Source organism: Streptomyces sp. NPDC001093, from assembly GCF_040298985.1.
Classification (GTDB): domain Bacteria; phylum Actinomycetota; class Actinomycetes; order Streptomycetales; family Streptomycetaceae; genus Streptomyces.
In genome coordinates, this window is the sequence record NZ_JBEPBF010000038.1 from 21,883 (window position 1) to 40,718 (window position 18,836).

The 18,836-nt window shown below is 71.5% G+C and carries 18 protein-coding genes; 7 read left to right on the forward strand and 11 right to left on the reverse strand.

Features of this window, described 5'->3' with window-relative positions; translation table 11 throughout:
• Nucleotides 1-124 precede the first annotated feature (124 nt).
• Complete coding sequence (locus ABT288_RS20455) at nucleotides 125-1,129, reverse strand: zinc-dependent alcohol dehydrogenase (RefSeq protein ID WP_351609543.1); 1,005 nt, start codon at nucleotides 1,127-1,129, stop codon at nucleotides 125-127.
• Complete coding sequence (locus tag ABT288_RS20460) at nucleotides 1,126-2,283, reverse strand: mandelate racemase/muconate lactonizing enzyme family protein (RefSeq protein ID WP_351609546.1); 1,158 nt, start codon at nucleotides 2,281-2,283, stop codon at nucleotides 1,126-1,128. Before ABT288_RS20460 ends, ABT288_RS20455 begins: the two co-directional genes overlap by 4 nt.
• A gap of 200 nt (nucleotides 2,284-2,483) precedes the next feature.
• On the opposite strand from ABT288_RS20460, the gene ABT288_RS20465 reads away from it, so the two are divergent.
• Nucleotides 2,484-3,416 (forward strand): SCO2400 family protein, encoded by a 933-nt coding sequence (locus ABT288_RS20465; RefSeq protein ID WP_351609547.1) that lies wholly within the window; start codon nucleotides 2,484-2,486, stop codon nucleotides 3,414-3,416.
• Nucleotides 3,417-3,868: 452 nt separating this feature from the next.
• Nucleotides 3,869-5,023 (forward strand): serine hydrolase domain-containing protein, encoded by a 1,155-nt coding sequence (locus tag ABT288_RS20470; protein ID WP_351609549.1) that lies wholly within the window; start codon nucleotides 3,869-3,871, stop codon nucleotides 5,021-5,023.
• Between the two features lie 97 nt (nucleotides 5,024-5,120).
• Here ABT288_RS20470 and ABT288_RS20475 read toward each other — a convergent pair whose 3' ends face one another.
• From ABT288_RS20475 to ABT288_RS20485, 3 genes are all read right to left on the reverse strand, one after another.
• On the reverse strand, nucleotides 5,121-6,086 hold the full coding sequence (locus tag ABT288_RS20475) for a DUF1152 domain-containing protein (RefSeq protein ID WP_351609550.1): 966 nt from the start codon (nucleotides 6,084-6,086) through the stop codon (nucleotides 5,121-5,123).
• Nucleotides 6,087-6,193: 107 nt separating this feature from the next.
• Complete coding sequence (locus tag ABT288_RS20480; RefSeq protein WP_351609553.1) at nucleotides 6,194-6,613, reverse strand: organic hydroperoxide resistance protein; 420 nt, start codon at nucleotides 6,611-6,613, stop codon at nucleotides 6,194-6,196.
• A gap of 108 nt (nucleotides 6,614-6,721) precedes the next feature.
• On the reverse strand, nucleotides 6,722-7,720 hold the full coding sequence (locus ABT288_RS20485) for an NADP-dependent oxidoreductase (protein ID WP_351609556.1): 999 nt from the start codon (nucleotides 7,718-7,720) through the stop codon (nucleotides 6,722-6,724).
• Between the two features lie 102 nt (nucleotides 7,721-7,822).
• Between ABT288_RS20485 and ABT288_RS20490 the strand changes: the two genes are divergently transcribed.
• Complete coding sequence (locus ABT288_RS20490; RefSeq protein WP_351609559.1) at nucleotides 7,823-8,260, forward strand: MarR family winged helix-turn-helix transcriptional regulator; 438 nt, start codon at nucleotides 7,823-7,825, stop codon at nucleotides 8,258-8,260.
• Between the two features lie 20 nt (nucleotides 8,261-8,280).
• Complete coding sequence (locus ABT288_RS20495) at nucleotides 8,281-9,087, forward strand: EI24 domain-containing protein (protein WP_351609562.1); 807 nt, start codon at nucleotides 8,281-8,283, stop codon at nucleotides 9,085-9,087.
• 97 nt (nucleotides 9,088-9,184) lie between these two features.
• Here the strand turns inward: ABT288_RS20495 and ABT288_RS20500 are convergent, their stop codons facing one another.
• A complete protein-coding gene (locus ABT288_RS20500; RefSeq protein WP_351609565.1) occupies nucleotides 9,185-9,766 on the reverse strand; it encodes a TetR/AcrR family transcriptional regulator in 582 nt (193 codons plus the stop codon).
• Nucleotides 9,767-9,877: 111 nt separating this feature from the next.
• On the opposite strand from ABT288_RS20500, the gene ABT288_RS20505 reads away from it, so the two are divergent.
• Together ABT288_RS20505 and ABT288_RS20510 are read left to right on the forward strand one after the other, a co-directional pair.
• Entirely contained in the window at nucleotides 9,878-12,319 is a 2,442-nt protein-coding gene (locus tag ABT288_RS20505) for a beta-glucosidase H (RefSeq protein ID WP_351609567.1), read from the forward strand.
• Nucleotides 12,320-12,450: 131 nt separating this feature from the next.
• Nucleotides 12,451-13,356 (forward strand): hypothetical protein, encoded by a 906-nt coding sequence (locus ABT288_RS20510; RefSeq protein ID WP_351609570.1) that lies wholly within the window; start codon nucleotides 12,451-12,453, stop codon nucleotides 13,354-13,356.
• Here ABT288_RS20510 and ABT288_RS20515 read toward each other — a convergent pair.
• Complete coding sequence (locus ABT288_RS20515; RefSeq protein ID WP_351609572.1) at nucleotides 13,353-14,324, reverse strand: aldose epimerase family protein; 972 nt, start codon at nucleotides 14,322-14,324, stop codon at nucleotides 13,353-13,355. The two genes, ABT288_RS20510 and ABT288_RS20515, sit on opposite strands and share 4 nt — an antisense overlap.
• Before the next feature lie 26 nt (nucleotides 14,325-14,350).
• Nucleotides 14,351-15,244, reverse strand: coding sequence for an SGNH/GDSL hydrolase family protein (locus tag ABT288_RS20520; protein ID WP_351609575.1), 894 nt, complete (start codon nucleotides 15,242-15,244; stop codon nucleotides 14,351-14,353).
• 275 nt (nucleotides 15,245-15,519) lie between these two features.
• On the opposite strand from ABT288_RS20520, the gene ABT288_RS20525 reads away from it, so the two are divergent.
• Nucleotides 15,520-16,014, forward strand: a complete 495-nt coding sequence (locus tag ABT288_RS20525) for a DUF3145 domain-containing protein (protein ID WP_302001021.1) — start codon at nucleotides 15,520-15,522, stop codon at nucleotides 16,012-16,014.
• Nucleotides 16,015-16,109: 95 nt separating this feature from the next.
• Here the strand turns inward: ABT288_RS20525 and ABT288_RS20530 are convergent, their stop codons facing one another.
• The 3 genes from ABT288_RS20530 to ABT288_RS20540 all read right to left on the reverse strand — a co-directional run bounded on the left by ABT288_RS20530 (nucleotide 16,110) and on the right by ABT288_RS20540 (nucleotide 18,828).
• Nucleotides 16,110-17,381 carry a beta-ketoacyl-[acyl-carrier-protein] synthase family protein gene (locus tag ABT288_RS20530; protein WP_351609578.1) on the reverse strand — a complete coding sequence of 424 codons (1,272 nt, stop codon included), beginning with the start codon at nucleotides 17,379-17,381 and terminating at the stop codon, nucleotides 16,110-16,112.
• 85 nt (nucleotides 17,382-17,466) lie between these two features.
• A complete protein-coding gene (locus ABT288_RS20535) occupies nucleotides 17,467-17,715 on the reverse strand; it encodes an acyl carrier protein (RefSeq protein WP_018545314.1) in 249 nt (82 codons plus the stop codon).
• Between the two features lie 81 nt (nucleotides 17,716-17,796).
• The gene (locus ABT288_RS20540) at nucleotides 17,797-18,828 is read right to left on the reverse strand and encodes a ketoacyl-ACP synthase III (protein WP_351609581.1); all 1,032 of its coding nucleotides are present in this window, start codon (nucleotides 18,826-18,828) and stop codon (nucleotides 17,797-17,799) included.
• Nucleotides 18,829-18,836: the final 8 nt, after the last annotated feature.

The following is an 18,836-nucleotide window of genomic DNA, read 5'->3' on the forward strand; positions in this document are numbered from 1 at the left end:
CGAGATATCGGACGAGGTTCGCGGCTCGGAGCGAACTACGGCCCCGGGGGTGCTGCGAAAAGAGCGGGCGTGGTGGTACGCCGGTCAGGGCGCCGTCAGGTCACGCCCTGACCGGCGTACGTCTTCAGGGACGGAGCAGCACCTTGCCCACCTTCGGATCACCCGCCCCGACCAGCTCGATGGCCTGCGGGAACTCGATCAGCGGCAGCTCGTGCGTGACCAGCGGCAGCGGGTGGAGCAGTCCGGCGCCGAACACCCGCACGGTGTGCGCCCAGGCGTCCGGCGGCGCCCCGAAGACGGTGTGCACCTCCAGCTGCCGTACGACGAGATCGGTCGGGTCGAGCCCGTCCGCGCCCGGCGCCGGGATCCCGGTCAGGACCAGCCGTCCGCCGCGCCGGAGCAGCGAAGCGGCGGTCCGCGCGGCGGAGGCGGACCCGGCGGTCTCGACGACGACGTCGAAGTCGTCCGGAAGCTCCTGGTCCTTCAGCCGGAAGTCGCTCGCCCCGAACTGCCGGGAGAGCGCCTCCCGGTCGTTCCTGGTCCCCACGACGAGCAGCTCCGCCGGCGAGACGGCCTTCAGGAACTGCACGGCGAACATCCCGAGCGTGCCCGTGCCGACCACCGCGACCCGCTCGCCAGGCAGGGCGCGGGCCTTCAGCGCGGCGGCCGCGACGCAGGCGGCCGGCTCCAGCAGGGCGGCGGCGGTGAGGTCGGCGTCGTCCGGCAGGACGTGCAGCAGCCGGGCCGGGAGGGTCAGCGTGGCGGCCATGGCGCCCGGCTGGGTGAACCCGGTCTCCTCGTAGCCGTCGGTGCACAGGGTGGTCTCGCCCGCGTGGCAGCGGTCGCACACCTGGCAGTTGCGGAATCCCTCGCCGACCACCTTGCGGCCTACGAGCCCCGCCGGCACCCCGGCGCCCACCTCCGACACCGTCCCCGACCACTCGTGGCCGGGGGTGAGCGGGTAACGGACGTACCCCTCGGGCCGGTTGCCCTGGTACACCTCGCGGTCGCTGCCGCAGATGCCGACCGCGTGCACGGTCACCAGCGCCTCGCCGGGACCGGGTTCGCGCGGCGTGTGCGGCACGAGCCGGTGCCGGCCCGGGGCCTCGACGACGACGGCGGTGCTCACTTGGTCCCCTTCGGCCTGCGCTGCTCCCAGCCCTCGGCCCACAGGTCGAACCGGGCCTGCTGCTGCGGGAACTCGGCGGCCGCGTCCACGTCCAGCTCGACGCCGAGACCGGGCGCGTCGGACAGGTGGAAGTAGCCGTCCACCACCTGCGGCGCCCCCTTGACCACCTTCTTGATCTCCGCGTCCGCGAAGTCGTTGAAGTGCTCAAGGATCTTGAAGTTCGGGGAGGTGAAGCCGACCTGGAGGGAGGCGGCGGTGAGCACCGGCCCGCCGACGTTGTGCGGCGCGACCAGCATGTAGTGCGTCTCGGCGGTCGCGGCGAGCTTGCGGGTCTCCCAGATGCCGCCGATGTGACCGACGTCGGGCTGGATGATGTCCACGGCCTGGCTGTCGAACAGCTCGCGGAACTCGATCCGGTCGTGGATCCGCTCACCGGTGGCGACCGGGATGTCCACCTTGGCCGCGACCTTCTCCAGCGCCTTCAGGTTCTCCGGCGGCACCGGCTCCTCCAGCCAGGCCGGCCGATAGGGCGCCAGCTCCTTGGCCAGCCGGACGGCGGTGGCGGGGGAGAAGCGGCCGTGCATCTCCAGCATCAGCTCGGCGTCCGGGCCGATCGCGTCCCGTACGGCCTCGATGAGGGAGACGGCGTACAGGCTCTCCTGGTGGTCCAGCTCGAAGTGCCCGGTGCCGAACGGGTCGATCTTCAGCGCCCGGTAACCGCGCTCCATGACCTGCTGCGCGGCCTTGTGGTAGGCCTCCGGCGTTCGCTCGGTCGTGTACCACCCGTTGGCGTACGCCTTGACCCGGTCCGTCACCTTGCCGCCGAGCAGCTGCCACACCGGCACGCCCAGCGCCTTGCCCTTGATGTCCCAGCAGGCCATCTCGACGACCGCGATGCCGGACATGACGATCTCACCCGCACGGCCGTAGTCGCCGTACTTCATCCGGCGGACGAGGTCCTCGACCGCGAACGGATCCGAGCCGAGAATGTGATTGGCCTGGGCCTCCCGCAGATAGCCGATCAGCGCGTCGGTGTGACCGAGCATCCGGGTCTCGCCGACTCCCGTGATCCCCTCGTCGGTGTGCACCTGGACGTAGGTCAGGTTGCGCCACGGCGTGCCGACCACGTGTGTGCTGATTCCGGTGATGCGCACGGCAGTTGCCCCTCAGCTGTTCGAGATTTCGTCACACGTTCGAAATGCTGGCGTGACAGTAAGGACGAGGCGGTAGGGGTGTCAATGGGTCGAACAGGTAACGGTTTCGGCAAGCCTTTCGAGAATTCTTTCGCTTTCTACGAAACCTTCACAGCGGCACCTAGGAACGTGACCGATGGGGAATCTAGTCTTCCGGCGTCATGGACTACTGCCACCCGTGCCAACGGCACCTCAACGGCGCCCTGGCCTGCCCCGGGTGCGGAACTCCGGCACGCGCCGTCGCAGAAGCGCCGGCCGCGTACGCGCGCGCGGGCACGGGTGAGACGCAGGGGTACGGCGTTCCCCAGCCGTACGGGTCCCCTCAGTACGACTCTCAGCAGTACTCCCAGCAGTACGGGTCCCCGGAGTACCGCGTCCCCCATCAGTACGAGCCGGCCGGCCCGGAACAGGCGGCGTGGGCGGAGGAACGGGAGCAGCACGAGAACTGGGTCCCCGGGACCGAGTCCGAGCCCGCCACCGAGGCGGAGGCCGCAGCCGACAGCGAACCTGAGCCCGACCCCGAGTCGGAACCCGGTGGCAGGGCCGCGCGGCGCCGGACGCGCGGCGGCACCGCCGTGGGCCCCGCCGAGGCCGACGCCAGCCGCCGCGACCGCAAGGCCGCCGCGCACCGGCGCCGACGCCGCCGTACCGTGCTGATCACCGCGGGGTTCGTGCTGGCCGCGGGCAGCCTCGGCCTCGCCGAACTCGGCACGGACGCGCCGTTCTCGCCCTTCTCCAGCGGACAGCCGGACTCCGCCGCGAACACCGCGGCCGACGGCGGCACCTCCTCCGCGTCCCCCGGCGCCACGGCCTCCGACACCTCCGGCGCGGCTCCCGGCTCGGCCTCCCCGGACGCCTCCGCGTCCGCCTCCAAGTCCCCGAAGGACAAGCACTCCAAGTCGCCCGACGCCAAGAACACCGACAAGGCGACGCAGACCGCCGCGACGGGCTCCGGCGCCACCCACGCGGCCCCGGCGCCCACCGCCACCTCCCGGCCCACCTCCACCCCCACCAGCGCCCCGACGAGCTCACCCCCCTCCCCGACACCCTCCCCGACCAAGACCTGCACCCGCTTCCTGTGGTGGTGCAGCTGACCCCGACCGCAGACCCCCCGCGGCCTTGTCCGTACCGGCGCGCCTGAGCCCTGCGCGTCCGCCCTGCGGGACGGCGTCGCCCCGGCCATGGGCGGTCGGCGCGGCCGACTCCGGCCGGTGCGTCGCGGGGAGCGGCGGCACCATCTCCGCCCTTTGCGCCCGCCCGCCGACTTCCGCGGCCCTTTCCGCGGCGGTCTGCCTGAGCCCTGCGCATCCGCGCGCTGCGTCCGCCGTGCGGGGCGGCGTCGAACCGGGCCATGCTCGGCCGGACCTGGGCGTCCGCGCGCCACCCCCGCGCCATCCGCCATCCGGGGCAGCTGTGACACCCATGGGGGTTCGCGTCGGTTGAGTCGAACGGGTACATCGCGCCGTACCGGTCTCGGGAACGCCCGGAGCGGGAACGGGCGTTGTAGAGGGGGAGCAGCGAGCAGCGGCTCAGTTGAGGAGAGCGGATGACGCAGCAGATCACCGTCCACGGCACGGTCGCCGAGGGCTTCGAGGCGGTGCGCGAGGAGTTCGCCGCCTTCGTCGCCGGGGAACGCGACGACTACGAGGGCCAGTTGTGCGCCTACGTGCACGGGCGGCAGGTCGTCGACCTGTGGGCGGGCGCGGAGGCGGACTCGCTGTACGGCGTGTTCTCGTCCACCAAGGGCGCCGCACACCTGGTGGTCGCGCTCCTGGTGCAGGACGGCACGCTGGAGCTGGACCGCAAAGTGACCTACTACTGGCCGGAGTTCGGCGCCGAGGGCAAGGGCGCGGTGACCCTGAGGGACCTGCTGGCGCACCGCGCGGGGCTGGTCGGGATCGACGCCGGGTTCTCCGCCGAGGAGATGGCCGACGACCGGGCGATGGCCGAACGGCTCGCCGACCAGAAGCCGTTCTGGCGACCGGGCACGGCGTTCGGCTACCACGCGCTCGTGATCGGCGCGCTCACCGGCGAGGTGGTCCGCCGGGCCACGGGCCGCACCCTTCAGGAGGTGTACGAGGAGCGGGTGCGCGCGCCGTACGGCATCGACTTCTTCCTGGGCCTGCCCGAATCCGGGGAACCCCGCTTCCGCCCGGTGCAGCCGATGCTCCCGACCCCCGAGCAGCAGGCCCTGCTGGACGCCCAGCCGACCGGCCCGCACACCTTGACCTCGATCGCCTTCAACACGCACGTCCCGGAGCCGGGCACACCGGCGGACTACGCCAACTCCCGTCTGGTACGGGCCAAGGGACCGGCGTCGGCGGGAGGCGTCGCCTCCGCGCGGGGACTCGCCAAGATGTACGCGGCGGCGATCAGCGAGCTGGACGACCGGCCACCGCTGCTGAAGCCGGACACGGTCGCCGAGGTCGGCCAGATCCACTCCGTGGGCTACGACCTGGTGGCCCGCGCCCACAAGTCGTACGGCCTCGGCTTCCAGGCCACCGCCGACATGTGGCACCCGGTCCTGGGCGCCGGCGCCTTCGGCCACAGCGGTGCGGGCGGCAGCCAGGCCTTCGCCGATCCGCGCAGTGGTCTGGCGTACGGCTATACGCGTCGCCGGATGGCGTTTCCGGGCGGAGCGGCACCGGAGAACAGCAGACTGACGGCCGCCGCGCGCCGGGCGGCACTGGCGCGCGACTGAACGTAGTCACGGTGCATCCCGGCGTACCGCCGTAGAGCGTCCAGAACTGGTCCAGGTCGGCGAAGAGGTCAAGTAATGCCACTGACCCAAGCCGGGCTCAGTGCGGGAAGGCCCGGGGTTGCCGCTGCCGGGGCAGCTTCTCGCGGAAACCGGAGATGGCGGAGCTGATCTGGCGCATCAGAACCGTGTCCTCCAGCCGGTCGAGGTAGAGGTTCGCGCGCGCCAGGGCGGGCAGGTCGACACAGAAGTACAGTGCCATCAGCGGGTTGACGAACAGCTCGCTGCCACGGGTACGCTCGGTGAACCGTACGTCGCCGAACTCCCCTCGCACGGCGGCGGCGACGGACCCGTGGACGATGCTCGGATGACTCGCATGGCTGCGCTGGGCATCGGCCACCGCGTCGAGATAGGCGGCACCCTCAACGCTCTCGCGAGGCAGCGAGAACGCGCCCAGATACCCGTCGGCGCGGTCCAGAGCGGCCAGGTTCTCCAGCGCCAGTGAGTGGTTGACGCCGTGGTAGGCGTCCACGCCGAAGCCCACGCAGGCCACGAGCCGGTGCGGGACCTCGTCCAGGCCGGCGACGGCTGCCAGGCTGGCCATGTCCTCCTCCGGAGTGCCGAGCCCGTGCTCGTCCCCGCGCATGAGGATGTCGGTCCCGCCGTCCACCAGTACGACAGCGTCCACGCCGCCCAAGTGATCCAGCAGGGCCCGGTAGGCGGCGCGCAGCGGCTGGACACCCGTGAGGGGGAAGGCGTACACGGTGTCGGGCAGTTGCCGCGAGTGGAGCCAGCGGGCGAGGGAGCGCTCGGGGAAGTAGTCGCCACGCAGTGGGGTGTCCGGGCGGACGGCGGCGACGTCTTCCGCGACCCAGGAGTCCAGGTCCAGGCCGTACAGCTCGGAAAAAGACAGGCTGGCCAGGTGGACCTCGGCACCGGCCGACCGCAGCGCGAGGGCCAGGGGCAAGCCGGCGTAGACGTCGAAGCCCCCGCCCGCACCGGCGACGAGGATCCGGCGCGCCTCGCGCAGGCGGCTGAAGAAGACGGGCTCACGGAGGGAGAACACCACCCGACCCTAACAACGCCCCGGTACGGGAAACCCAGACGTCGATCAACGCGGCAGCCGCACCCCACGTCCAGGGGTGCGGCTGCCGCTGTGAGCAACGACGTAGCTCAGGCCAGCGTCACGGTGATGTTCCCCCGCGTCGCCTTCGAGTACGGGCACACCTGGTGGGCCTTCTCGACCAGCTCCCGGGCCGCCTCGGCGGAAACGTGGGGAATGTTCGCCGAGATCTCCACGATGATCCCGAACCCGTCGTCGTTCTTGCCGATTCCGACCTTCGCGGTGACGGTCGCCCCGGAGACATCGGCCCCCTCGGCCCGGGCGACAACGCCCAGCGCGCCCTGGAAGCAGGCGGAGTATCCCGCGGCGAACAGCTGCTCCGGGTTGGTGCCGGCGCCGTTGCCGCCCATCTCCTTGGGCGGGTTGACGACGACGTCGAGTCGGCCGTCGTCCGTGGCGACCCGGCCGTCGCGGCCGTTCTCGGCGGTGGCGACGGCGGTGTACAGGACGTCGGACTGCGTGATGGGCATGCGGTGGTCCTCCTCCTCGGTCCGCCGCGACTCGCGCCCACGATCGACGACGGAATTCGGAAAGAAGTTACCGCATGCCGGAAACGACGGGGAAGGCCTGCCCGGGCCTCAGAGCTTGACGATCATCTTGCCGACGTTGTCGCCGCGCAGGACCCCGAGGAACGCCTCCAGGTTGTTCTCGATGCCCTCGACGACCGTCTCGCGGTACTTCAGCTCGCCCGAGGCGACCCACGGCCCGACCTTCTGGACGAACTCGGGCTGCAGGTCGTAGTGGTCGCCGACCAGGAAGCCCTCGATGCGGCCCCGGGTCTGGATGAGCCGGGCGAGGTTCCTCGGTCCCGGCGCGGGCTCGGTGTTGTTGTAGACCGAGATCATGCCGCAGACGGCGATCCGGCCGCCCTGGTTCAGCGAACCGATCGCGGCCTCCAGGTGGTCGCCGCCGACGTTGTCGAAATACACGTCGATGCCGTCCGGCGCGGCCTCGCGCAGCTGCTCGCTCACGGGGCCGTTCTTGTAGTTGAACGCGGCGTCGAAGCCGTACTCCTCGACCAGCAGCTTGACCTTCTCGTCGGAACCGGCCGAGCCGATGACCCGCGAGGCGCCCATGAGCTTGGCGAGCTGGCCGACCTGGCTGCCGACGGCGCCTGCCGCGCCGGACACGAAGACGATGTCGCCCTCCTTGAAGGAGGCGGTGCGCAGCAGGCCGGCGTAGGCGGTCAGGCCGGTCATGCCGAGGACGCCGAGGTACGTCGAGAGGGGCGCCGCCCCGGGGTCGACCTTGACGGCGTTCTTGGCGTCCATGGCCGCGTACTCGCGCCAGCCGAAGAAGTGCAGGACGTGGTCGCCGACGGCGATGCCCTGGGCGTTGGACTCGATCACCTCGCCGACCGCGCCGCCCTGCATGACCTTGCCCAGCTCGAAGGGGGCGGCGTACGACTTCGCGGCACTCATTCGGCCGCGCATGTACGGGTCCACGGAGAGGTACTTGTTCCGCACCAGCACCTGGCCCTCGCCGGGTGTCGGCACCGGGGTCTCGACGAGCGCGAAGTCCTCCGGCTTCGGCCAGCCCACGGGACGGCTGAGCAGGTGCCACTCGCGGTTGATCATGACAGCGCCTTTCCTTGCTTCGGAGCCTGATTACTTCAGAACCTGAAACAACCATGCGCTTCAATATTTCAGGATGTCAAGTAACACGGTATCCTGCTGGGCATGGCCACACCACCGAAGACCCACCGCCCCGACGCCCTCACGATGGAGGTCGTCGAACTCATCGGGGACGTCGTGGCCCGCTTCTACGCGGACTACGAGGAAGCAGCGGGCGAGCACACCCTGACCGGCCCCCAGGCCCGGCTCCTCAGCCTGCTCTCCGTGGAGCCGCTGCCCATGCGCAAGCTGGCGCAGAAGCTGAAGTGCGAGCCGTCGAACGTCACGGGCATAGTGGACCGCCTGGAGTCCCGGGGGCTGGTCGAGCGCCGCCCCGACCCGGACGACCGCCGGGTCAAGGTGGCCGCCGCCACCGAGGAGGGCGTGCGGGTGGCCCGGGACCTGCGCGAGGGGCTGCACTTCGCACGCGAGCCCCTGGCCGGGCTGTCGGAGGAGGAGCGGCGCTCCCTGCGCGACCTGCTGCGCCGGATGCTGGCCGGCTGAAAGTCGGTAGAGTTCCCGCCATGCGTGATCTCGGGGTGGGGTTCGGTCATCTGCTGAAGGGCCAGCGCTGGGTGGCCCGGCACGGCAGGAGTTACGGCTTCGGGCTGCTGCCCGGGCTGATCGCCCTGGTGCTCTACGTGGCGGCGCTGGTCGCGCTCGCGGTGTGGGGCGAGGACGCGGTCACCTGGGCGACGCCGTTCGCGGACCACTGGTCCAGCCCTTGGCAGGGCCTGTTCCGCGGCTTCCTCACGGCCGTCCTCTTCGCGCTCGGGCTGCTGCTGGCCGTCCTGACGTTCACCGCCGTCGCGCTGCTGATCGGCCAGCCCTTCTACGAGAACCTGTCGGAGAAGGTCGACGCCGACGTCTCTCCCGACGGCACCGCCCCGCGGTCGGAGCTGCCGCTGTGGCGCGAGCTGTGGATCTCGGCCCGGGACAGCGTGCGGATCCTGGTGCGGGCCGCGCTGTGGGGCGTGTTGCTCTTCGCCCTCGGCTTCGTGCCGTTCGTCGGGCAGACCGCCGTCCCCGTGCTCGGCTTCTTCGTCACCGGTTTCTTCCTCACCGAGGAGCTCACCGCCGTCGCCCTCCAGCGCCGAGGCGTCGAACTGCGCGCCCGGCTCGCCCTGCTCCGCTCCCGCAAGACGTTGGTCTGGGGCTTCGGTACGCCCCTGGGCGTGGCCTTCCTGGTCCCGTTCGTCGCGGTGTTCCTGATGCCGGGCGCGGTCGCGGGCGCGACACTGCTCGCGCGGGAGCTGCTGGGGGAGGAGAGCGAGGAGGACGACTCCACGACCGACGCCGACGGTACGGTGCCGACCCGTCAGGCCGGTTGAGGCCGCACGCGGCTGCGGACCCGGGGCGTCTTCGAGGCGATCGACGCGCTGCTTGGAGGTCGTGGCGGCCGTACGACCCTCGTGAGACGAACCGCTCTCAGTCCGCCGGCTCGCCCAGCAGCCCCAGGAAGTCCCGGAACGCCCCCGGCATGTCCACCGCCTCCGGATCCAGCAGCCACTGGTACTGCAACCCGTCCATCACCGCCACGAGCAGCGGAGCGGTGCGCTCGGGGGTGAGTCCGTTCGGCAGGCGGTCGCCGTACTCGGCGCGCAGCACCGTCGCCATGGACTCCCGCACCCGCGCGTACCGCTCGGTGAAGTACGAACGCGCCGGATGTCCCTCCGTCACGCTCTCGCCGAGCAGCGCGGAGAACGTCTGGATGATCGCCGGCCGCATCGCGTTGTACTCCACCAGCGAGGCCAGCAGGTCCACCCGCCACCGCGTGTCCGGCAGCGCGTCCCACCGGTCCCGCTCCTGGAGCACGGCCACCAGCAGGGCGTCCTTCGTGGGGAAGTAGTGCAGCAGCCCCTGCTGGGTGAGGCCGACGCGCTCGGCCACGGCGGCGAGGCTCGCCCCCCGGTAACCGCGCTCGGCGATCACCTCCAGGGCCGCCCCGACGATCTCCGCGCGCCGCTCCTCGCTCCTGACCCTCGCGTTCATGACGACACCGTACGGCATCCGCACTCCCCAAAAATAACGGCAAGATAACGAAACCTACCGCTCTACAGGTAACGGATGCACGATGGGAGGCACCTGCACGGACACGGACGTCAACGAGGAGGCACCGCCATGGCGGGACCCCAGCCCACCCCGGCCGACACGGCCCGCGAGGCGGTCGTCGAGGCCGCTCTCGGCAAGCTCGACCTGGACGCCAAGGCACGGCTGCTGGCCGGCCAGGACATGTGGACCCTGCCCGCCCTGCCGCAGATCGGGCTCGCGTCCCTGGTCATGTCCGACGGCCCGATCGGCGTCCGGGGCGTGCGCTGGACCGCCGACGACCCCTCCGTCGCCCTGCCCTCGCCGACCGCGCTCGCCGCCACCTGGGACCCCGAACTCGCCCGCCGTGCAGGCGTCCTGCTCGCCCAGGAGGCCCGCCGCAAGGGCGTGCACGTGCTCCTCGCGCCGACCGTGAACCTGCACCGCTCCCCGCTCGGCGGCCGCCACTTCGAGTGCTACAGCGAGGACCCGTACCTGACCGGTGTCATCGGCACCGGCTATGTCACCGGCGTCCAGTCCGGCGGAGTCGGCACCACCGTCAAGCACTTCGTCGCCAACGACGCCGAGACCGACCGCTTCACCGTGAACAACCTGGTCTCCGAGCGCGCCCTGCGCGAGCTGTACCTCGCCCCGTTCGAGGCCATCGTCGAGAACGCCCGTCCCTGGGGCGTCATGACCGCCTACAACACGGTCAACGGCACGACGATGACGGAGCACCACCACCTGGTCAACGAAGTCCTGCGCGGCGAATGGGGCTTCGACGGCTTCAACGTCTCCGACTGGATGGCCGCCCGGGACACGGTCGGCGCCGTCAACGGCGGGCTGGACGTCGCCATGCCCGGGCCGCGCACCGTCTACGGCGACGCCCTCGCGCAGGCCGTCCGGGACGGCGAGGTCGCCGAGGCCACCGTCGACGCGGCCGTACGGCGTGTCCTGCGCCTCGCCGCCCGCGTCGGCATCCTCGACGGTGCCGAACCCGTCGTACCCGAGCCGCCCGCCCCCGTCGACGGCGAGGCGCTGGCCCGCGAGATCGCCCGCCGCTCCTTCGTCCTCCTCCGCAACGAGAACGCCGCCCTGCCCCTGAAGCCGCACGGCACGGTGGCCCTGATCGGTGCCGCCGCCCGCGACGCCCGCGTCCTCGGCGGCGGCTCCGCCACCGTCTTCCCGGCCCGGATCGTCTCCCCGCTGGACGGCCTCACCGCAGCCCTCCCCGAGGGCACCCTCGCCCACGCCGTCGGCGCCGACCCGGCCACCGAACTCGCCGTGGCCGACCAGGGGTTCAGCCTCGAGGCCCGCTGCCGCGACACCGACGGCAAGGTCATCGGCACCCGGTCGGCCCCGAACGGCCTGATCCAGTGGATGGGTTCGGACCTCCCCGAAGGCGTCACCCACGACACCCTGCACACCGTCGAGCTGACCGGTACCTTCACCCCGCGCGCGACCGGCCCGCACACCTTCGGCGTCAAGGGCATGGGCGCCTTCACCCTCACCGTCGACGGCACCACGTACTTCGACGACGTCCAGCGCCCCGGCAAGGACGACCCCTTCGAGGCCTTCTTCGGCGCCCCCGTACCCCGCGCCCAGGCCGAACTCACCGCCGGCGAACCGGTCGAGGTCTCCCTCACGTACGTCGTCCAGCTCCCCGACGACATCCCGATGAAGGTCGTCACCTTCGCGCTCGCCCACGCCGAGCCGCAGCGCGACGCCGACGAGCTGATCGCCGAGGCCGCCCGCGTGGCGCGGAACGCCGACACGGCCGTCGTCATGGTCGCCACCACCGACCGCGTCGAGTCCGAGGGCTTCGACCGTACCGACCTGAGGCTCCCCGGCCGCCAGGACGACCTGGTCCGCGCGGTCGCCGCCGCCAACCCTCGCACGGTCGTGGTCGTCAACTCCGGCTCCCCGGTGGAACTGCCCTGGCGCGAGGAGGTCGCCGCCGTCCTGCTCAGCTGGTTCCCCGGCCAGGAGGGCGGCGCCGCCCTGGCCGACGTCCTCACCGGTGCCCACGAGCCCGGCGGCCGGCTCCCCACCACCTGGGGCTCCCTCACCGACGCCCCGGTCACCCAGGTCGTGCCCACCGGCGGTGAACTGGCCTACACGGAGGACGTGTTCATCGGCTACCGCGCCTGGGAGAAGGCCGGCCGCACCCCGTCCTACCCCTTCGGCCACGGCCTCGGCTACACCGACTGGACCTACGAGTCCCTGGACGTCGACGGCACCACCGCGCGCATCCGCCTCCGCAACACCGGCGAGCGGCCCGGCCGCGAGGTCGTCCAGGTCTACGTCTCCCCGGCCGGCCCGGACCCCCGGCGTCCGGCCCGCCGGCTCGCGGGCTTCGCCTCCGCCGAGGCCGGTCCCGGCGAGAGCGTCGAGGTGACGGTCACGCTGCCGCGCCGCGCCTTCGAGAGCTGGGACGAGACGGCGAACGCGTGGGCGTATGTGAAGGGTTCGTACGAGATCGCCGCCGGACGCTCGATCGCGGACCGCAGGCTCACCGCGCCGATTAACGTCTGATCCGGGACAAGTCCCCCACGAGCAGCCCCGGCCCGGGACCTGACCCCTGGGCCGGGGCTCGTCGCCTCCGGGTACGTATAGACTCCCGGCCCGCGAACACCGGAAGACACCGGGCACGGGGGAGAGACATCGTGTATCCAGGCCAGCAGGCGGGGCCGTACGGCCGGCAGCAGCCGACGGGGCCGTACGGGCAGCCGCCGCAGTACCAGCAGCCGTATCCGCAACAGCCCTACGCGCCGCAGCAGCCGTATCCGCCACAGGGGTACCCGCAGCAGCCGTATCCGCCTCAACAGCCCTACCCGCCCCAGCAGTCCCCGCAGCCGCCCGCCCAGCACGTCGGCGAGGGCAGGATGCGGCTGGACCCGAACCTCACCCCGGCCCAGCGTGATCTGGTGCTGAGGATCCAGACGAAGTCCAAGCCCATGGCCTACGGCATGGTGCTCGGCATTCCCCTGACCTTCGGCGGAGTCCACTACGGCATCACCGAAAAGCCCCTCGGGTTCGTCGCGGCGCTCGCCGGACTGGGCCTGCTGGCCTTCGGTGTCTTCTCGCTGATGCAGATGCAGGCCCTCAAGCGGCAGCTGCGGCTCATCACGGCGGACGCCTGGCGTTCCCCGGCCGCGCATCTGCCCGGCGCCCGCAAGGCCGCCACACAGGCCGCCTACCTCAACGGCCTGCTGGTCCTGCTGTCCCTCGCCGCGACCGGCTACCTGCTCTACAAGGGCGTCGGCTGGGGTGCGTACGGCAACTCACTGGGCTTCGGAGCGCTTTCGCTGGGCGCGGCCCTGCCGTTCGGGATGGCGGTGGCAGCCGCGACCACCATCCCGCAGTTGCTCCAGGTGATCCCGGCCGGCGCCAAGGTCGGCCGGAGCCTGTACTCGATCATCTTCGTACTGGCCACGACGGTGACCGGGGAAGGGATCAAGGGGGGCTCGGCCGGGCCGGTCGTGGGCGGGGGGCTGACGCTGCTGATCTGCGGCGGTGCGATGTCCCTGCTCGGGAAGTCGGCGAAACGGATGCGGGGCGAGACGCTCTAGCGGACCCCGAACCCGTACACCGTCTGCGAGCGGAACACCTCGCCCGGCCTGAGCACCGTGCTCGGAAACTCCTGCCGGTTCGGGGAGTCCGGGAAGTGCTGGGTCTCCAGGGCGATGGCGTCGCCCGGGGCGAACGGTTCCGTCAGATGGTCGGCGGTGTACAGCTGGAGGCCCGGCTCGGTCGTCGCCACGGTCAGGGTGCGCCCGGAGCCCGGGTCGTGCAGCTCGGCGACCTCCTCGGGGGCGCCGGTCGCGCCCTTGTCCAGGACGAAGTTGTGGTCGTAGCCGGAGCCGACCTTGCGGGAGGTGCGGAAGTCGAACCGGGAGCCGGTGACGTCCTGAAGGGCGCCCGTCGGGATCAGGTCAGCGTCGACCGGGGTGAAACGGGAGGCGGCCAGCCGCAGTTCGTGCCCGCCGGCATCGCCCGAGCCGGCCAGGTTGAAGTAGCTGTGGTTGGTGAGGTTGATCACGGTCGGCGCGTCCGTGACCGCCTCGTAGGCGATCCGCAGCGCGCCGGCCGCGTCCAGGGTGTAGGTCGCCGACACCTCCAGGCGGCCCGGGAAGCCCTCCTCGCCGTGCGGGCTCACCCGGCTCAGCCGCACCCCGTCCTCGACGGGCTCCGCGGCCCACACCCGCTTGTCGAAGCCGCGCGTGCCGCCGTGCAGGGAGTTCGGGGCGTCGTTCGGCTCCAGGGAGTACACCACGCCGTCCAGCGGGAAGCGGGCGTGCGCGATGCGGTTGGCGTACCGGCCGATCAGGGCGCCGAAGTGCGGCTCCGGGTGGGTGAGGTAACCGTCGAGGTCCGTGAAGCCCAGCACTACGTTCGCCGTCCGGCCCTCCCGGTCCGGCACCTGGACCGACCGCACGATCCCGCCGTACGTCAGGACCTCCACCCGTGTTCCGGCGCGCTCCAGCGTCCAGCGGTGGACCTCGGTGCCGTCGGAAAGTGTGCCGAAAAGTTCGCTCATGTGGAAAACAGTAGGTGATGCGTGTCCTAGGCAACCGGATTGGCCGCGGTGATCGTCCGGTACGCGATCGACGCGAGCCGCGCCTGACCGTCCCTGCTGGGGTGGAACCAGTCCCAGTGGCTGAGCTGGTCGGTGCCGAACCGGTAGTCGTACACGGCGTTGTTGTCGAAGCGGCAGCGGCTGTCCCTGGCGCAGACCTCCTTCAGCACCTTGTTGTACTCCACCACCCGCTGCTGCACCCGGTCCCGGCGGAGCATGGCCGCGTTGGTCAGATCGTCCGCGTCGGACAGCATCGACGGGCAGATGCCGAGCTTCCACACCTCCTTGCCCAGCGGATTGCCCCGGCCCTCGGACCACAGCCGCTTCAGGTTCGGCACGCTCGACACGTAGACCTGGGTCCTCGGGGACGCCGCGCGCAGCGTGCGCAGCGCCTCCTCGAAGTCCGCGCGGAAGACGGCCACCGAGGTCATCGCCCGCGCCGAGGACCGGCAGGCGTCGTTCGCGCCCACCATGACCGTCACCAACTGCGGGTCGTGCGCCGCCGCCTGTGCCATCTGCTCGGGCAGGTCGGCCATGCGGGCGCCGGTCACCGCGTAGTTCCAGCTGCGCTCCGCCGCGCCCGAGGCCCCGAGCAGCCGCACCGCCAGGCTGTCCACCTGCGTGTCGCTGCCGGTCGCCCAGGACACCTCGGGGCAGTCCGACAGCACCGTGCACGCGTCGAAGCCGCGGGTGATGGAGTCGCCGACCGCGGCGATCGAGTCGGGGCTGCGGTTCCACACCGGCGCGGGTCTGGCGGCGCGCGCCTTGGTGCCCTGCGCCGAGGGCGAACCCCCACCCCCGGCGCCGCACCCGGCGACGCCCAGCACCGCGGCCGCCACGAGGGCGTGAGCGGCTCGCGTACGGCTGCCCGGCTTCCGCATCCCTGCTGATCCCCTCGTCCTCGCACCCGGTGCCCCCGGGTGGTCGTCTGTGCTTCCTCCCATAACAACGTGTGAGGGTTCCCGAGCCGGTGCCCTGGAACGGAGCACCCCCGTACAAGCGTCCCCCTGGGTGAATGGCGGGGGTTTCCTGACGCCGGGACCGACGGTACGTCACACTCCTTGCACCGCCGCAGGGTAGCCTCGCCATCAGCGCGGCCGTCGTGCCACTGCCGCCAGCCAGTCCGCAAGATGTCCCGCTCTGCCCGGAGGTCCCGGTGACGACACGTGGAGTTCTGTACGTGCACTCCGCGCCGCGCGCGCTGTGCCCGCACGTCGAGTGGGCCGTCGCCGGGGTGCTCGGCACGCGCGTCAACCTCGACTGGATCCGGCAGCCCGCGGCCCCCGGAACCTGGCGCTCGGAGTTCTCCTGGCAGGGCGAGGCGGGCACGGCCTCCAAGCTGGCCTCGGCCCTGCGCGGCTGGCACCTGCTCCGCTTCGAGGTCACCGCCGAGCCCTGCCCGACCGCCGAGGGCGAGCGCTACAGCTGCACCCCCGACCTCGGCATCTTCCACGCCGTCACCGGCATCCACGGCGACATCCTCATCCCCGAGGACCGTCTGCGCGCGGCGCTGGCGCGCTCACAGCGGGGAGAGACCGACCTGGAAGGGGAGATCGCCAAGCTCCTGGGCAAGCCGTGGGACGACGAACTGGAGCCGTTCAGGTACGCCGGCGAGGGCGCGCCGGTGCGGTGGCTGCACCAGGTGGTGTGAGCATCCGGGCCACACATCCGGGCCACGCATCCGGGCACAGCATCACGACATGAGTGAGGGCCCCCGCCGGTCGGCAGGGGCCCTCACTCACGTTCTCAGACGGTCCTGAACGCCAGGACCACGTTGTGCCCGCCGAAGCCGAACGAGTCGTTCAGCGCGGCGACACGGCCCTCGACCGGCAGCTTGCGGGCCTCCCCGCGGACGACGTCCGCGTTGGCCTCGGCCTCGGGGTCGATGTTCTCGATGTTGATCGTCGGCGGCGCCACCCGGTGGTACAGCGCGAGCACGGTCGCGACCGACTCCACACCACCGGCGCCACCGAGCAGATGCCCGGTCATCGACTTGGTCGCGGACACCGCCATGTGGTCGGCATCGTCGCCGAACACCTTGCGCAGCGCCTTCAGCTCGGCGATGTCACCGGCCGGCGTCGACGTGGCGTGCGCGTTGACGTGCACGATCTCCGCCGGGTCCAGGTCCGTGTTGTCCAGCAGGTTCTGCAGCGCGTGCGAGATGCCGCGGCCCTCCGGCTCCGGCTGCACGATGTCGTGGCTGTCGGCGGAGATGCCCTGCCCGACCGCCTCCGCGTACACTCGCGCGCCGCGCCCGGCCGCGTGCTCGGCGGACTCCAGGACGATCACGCCGGCGCCCTCGCCGAGGACGAAGCCGTCGCGGTCGACGTCGTAGGGGCGCGAGGCACCCTGCGGGTTCTCGTTGTTCTTGGACATCGCCATCATGTTGCCGAACGCGGCGATCGGCAGCGGGTGGATGGCCGCCTCCGTACCGCCGGCGACGACGACGTCGGCGCGGCCGGTGCGGATCATCTCGATGGCGTAGCCGATGGCCTCGGCGCCCGACGCGCACGCGGAGACCGGCGTGTGCACGCCCGCGCGGGCGCCCACGAGCAGGCCCACGTTGGCCGAGGGGCTGTTCGGCATCAGCATGGGGACGGTGTGCGGGGAGACGCGGCGGACGCCCTTCTCCTTGAGCACGTCGTACTGGTCGAGCAGCGTGGTCACGCCGCCGATGCCGGAGGCGATGACGGCACCGAGCCGGTCCGGGTCGACGCTGCCGTCGTCACCGGCCTTGGCGGTGAAGCCCGCGTCCTTCCAGGCCTCCTGAGCGGCGATCAGCGCGAACTGCGCCGAGCGGTCCAGGCGGCGCGCCTGCGGCCGGGGGATGACCTCGGTCGGCTCCACGGCGATGGGAGCCGCGATACGGACGGCCTGCTCGGCCGCCCACTCCTGCTCCAGGGGCTTGACACCGGACGTGCCGGCGACGAGGGCCTCCCAGAACGAAGCTGCGTCGCCACCCAGCGGTGTGGTTGCGCCGATACCGGTGACGACCACGGTGCGATTGGTCGGGCTCACGGGAATTCTTTCTCCAACGGATGCGGGATTCTACGGCGCCACCGCCGGGTGGCGGGGCCTTGCAGCCTCGGGCCTAAGGGGTCGCTCAGGCCTGGTGCTTGAGGATGTAGTCGGTCGCGTCGCCGACGGTCTTGAGGTTCTTGACGTCCTCGTCCGGGATCTTCACGTCGAAGCGCTCCTCGGCGGCGACGACGACCTCGACCATGGACAGCGAGTCGACGTCCAGGTCGTCGGTGAAGGACTTGTCCAGCTGGACGTCCTCGGTGGGGATCCCGGCGATCTCGTTCACGATCTCGGCGAGACCGGCGACGATCTCTTCCTGAGTGGCGGCCATGTCAGGCGCTCCTTCTTCGATGTTCCAGACGGTTTGTGGCAATTGCTCCCGTGCCGGATCGCGCGATCCGGCACGGAGTGCCTAGGGGAGGGTAACGACCGTGGCGGCGTAGACGAGACCCGCCCCGAATCCGATGACGAGCGCGGTGTCGCCGCTCTTCGCCTCCCCGGTCGCCAGAAGCCGCTCCATCGCGAGCGGAATCGAGGCGGCCGAGGTGTTGCCGGTGGTGCGGATGTCACGGGCGACCGTGACGTGCTCCGGCAGTTTGAGGGTCTTCACCATCGAGTCGATGATCCGCACGTTGGCCTGGTGCGGGATGAAGACGTCCAGCTCTTCCGGGCTGATGCCGGCCGCGTCCAGCGCCTGCTGGGCGACCTTCGCCATCTCGAACACGGCCCAGCGGAACACCGCCTGGCCCTCCTGGGTGATGGCGGGGAACTTGACGTTGCCGTCGCTGTCGAGCGGCAGCTCGGAGACGTCGCCGATGCGGAACCGGTCCCAGGGCACGGTCTGCTTGATCGTCTCGGCCTTGTCGCCCTCGGAGCCCCACACGGTCGGGCCGATGGCCGGCTCCTGCGAGGGACCGACGACGACCGCCCCGGCGCCGTCGCCGAACAGGAAGGCCGTGGCCCGGTCCTCCAGGTCGGTCAGGTCGCTGAGCCGCTCCACGCCGATGACGAGCACGTACTCGGCGGAACCTTCCACCACCATGCCCTTGGCGAGGGTCAGGCCGTAGCCGAAGCCCGCACAGCCGGCCGAGATGTCGAAGGCGGCGGCCTTGTCCGTGCCCAGCTTGTCGGCGATCTCGGTGGCCACGGCCGGGGTCTGGCTGAAGTGCGAGACCGTCGAGACGACCACGGCACCGATCTGCTCGGCGCCGATGCCGGCGTCCGCGATGGCCTTGCCGGCCGCCTCGATCGACATCGCGGCCACGGTCTCCTCGGGACCGGCCCAGTGCCGGGTCTCGATGCCGGAGCGCGAGCGGATCCACTCGTCGGAGGAGTCGATCCTCTCGAGGATCACCTCGTTGGGCACCACCCGGGTCGGCCGGTAGCCGCCGACACCGAGGATGCGCGCATACGGGGCGCCCTTGCTGGGCTTGATCTTCGCCATGTACGGCT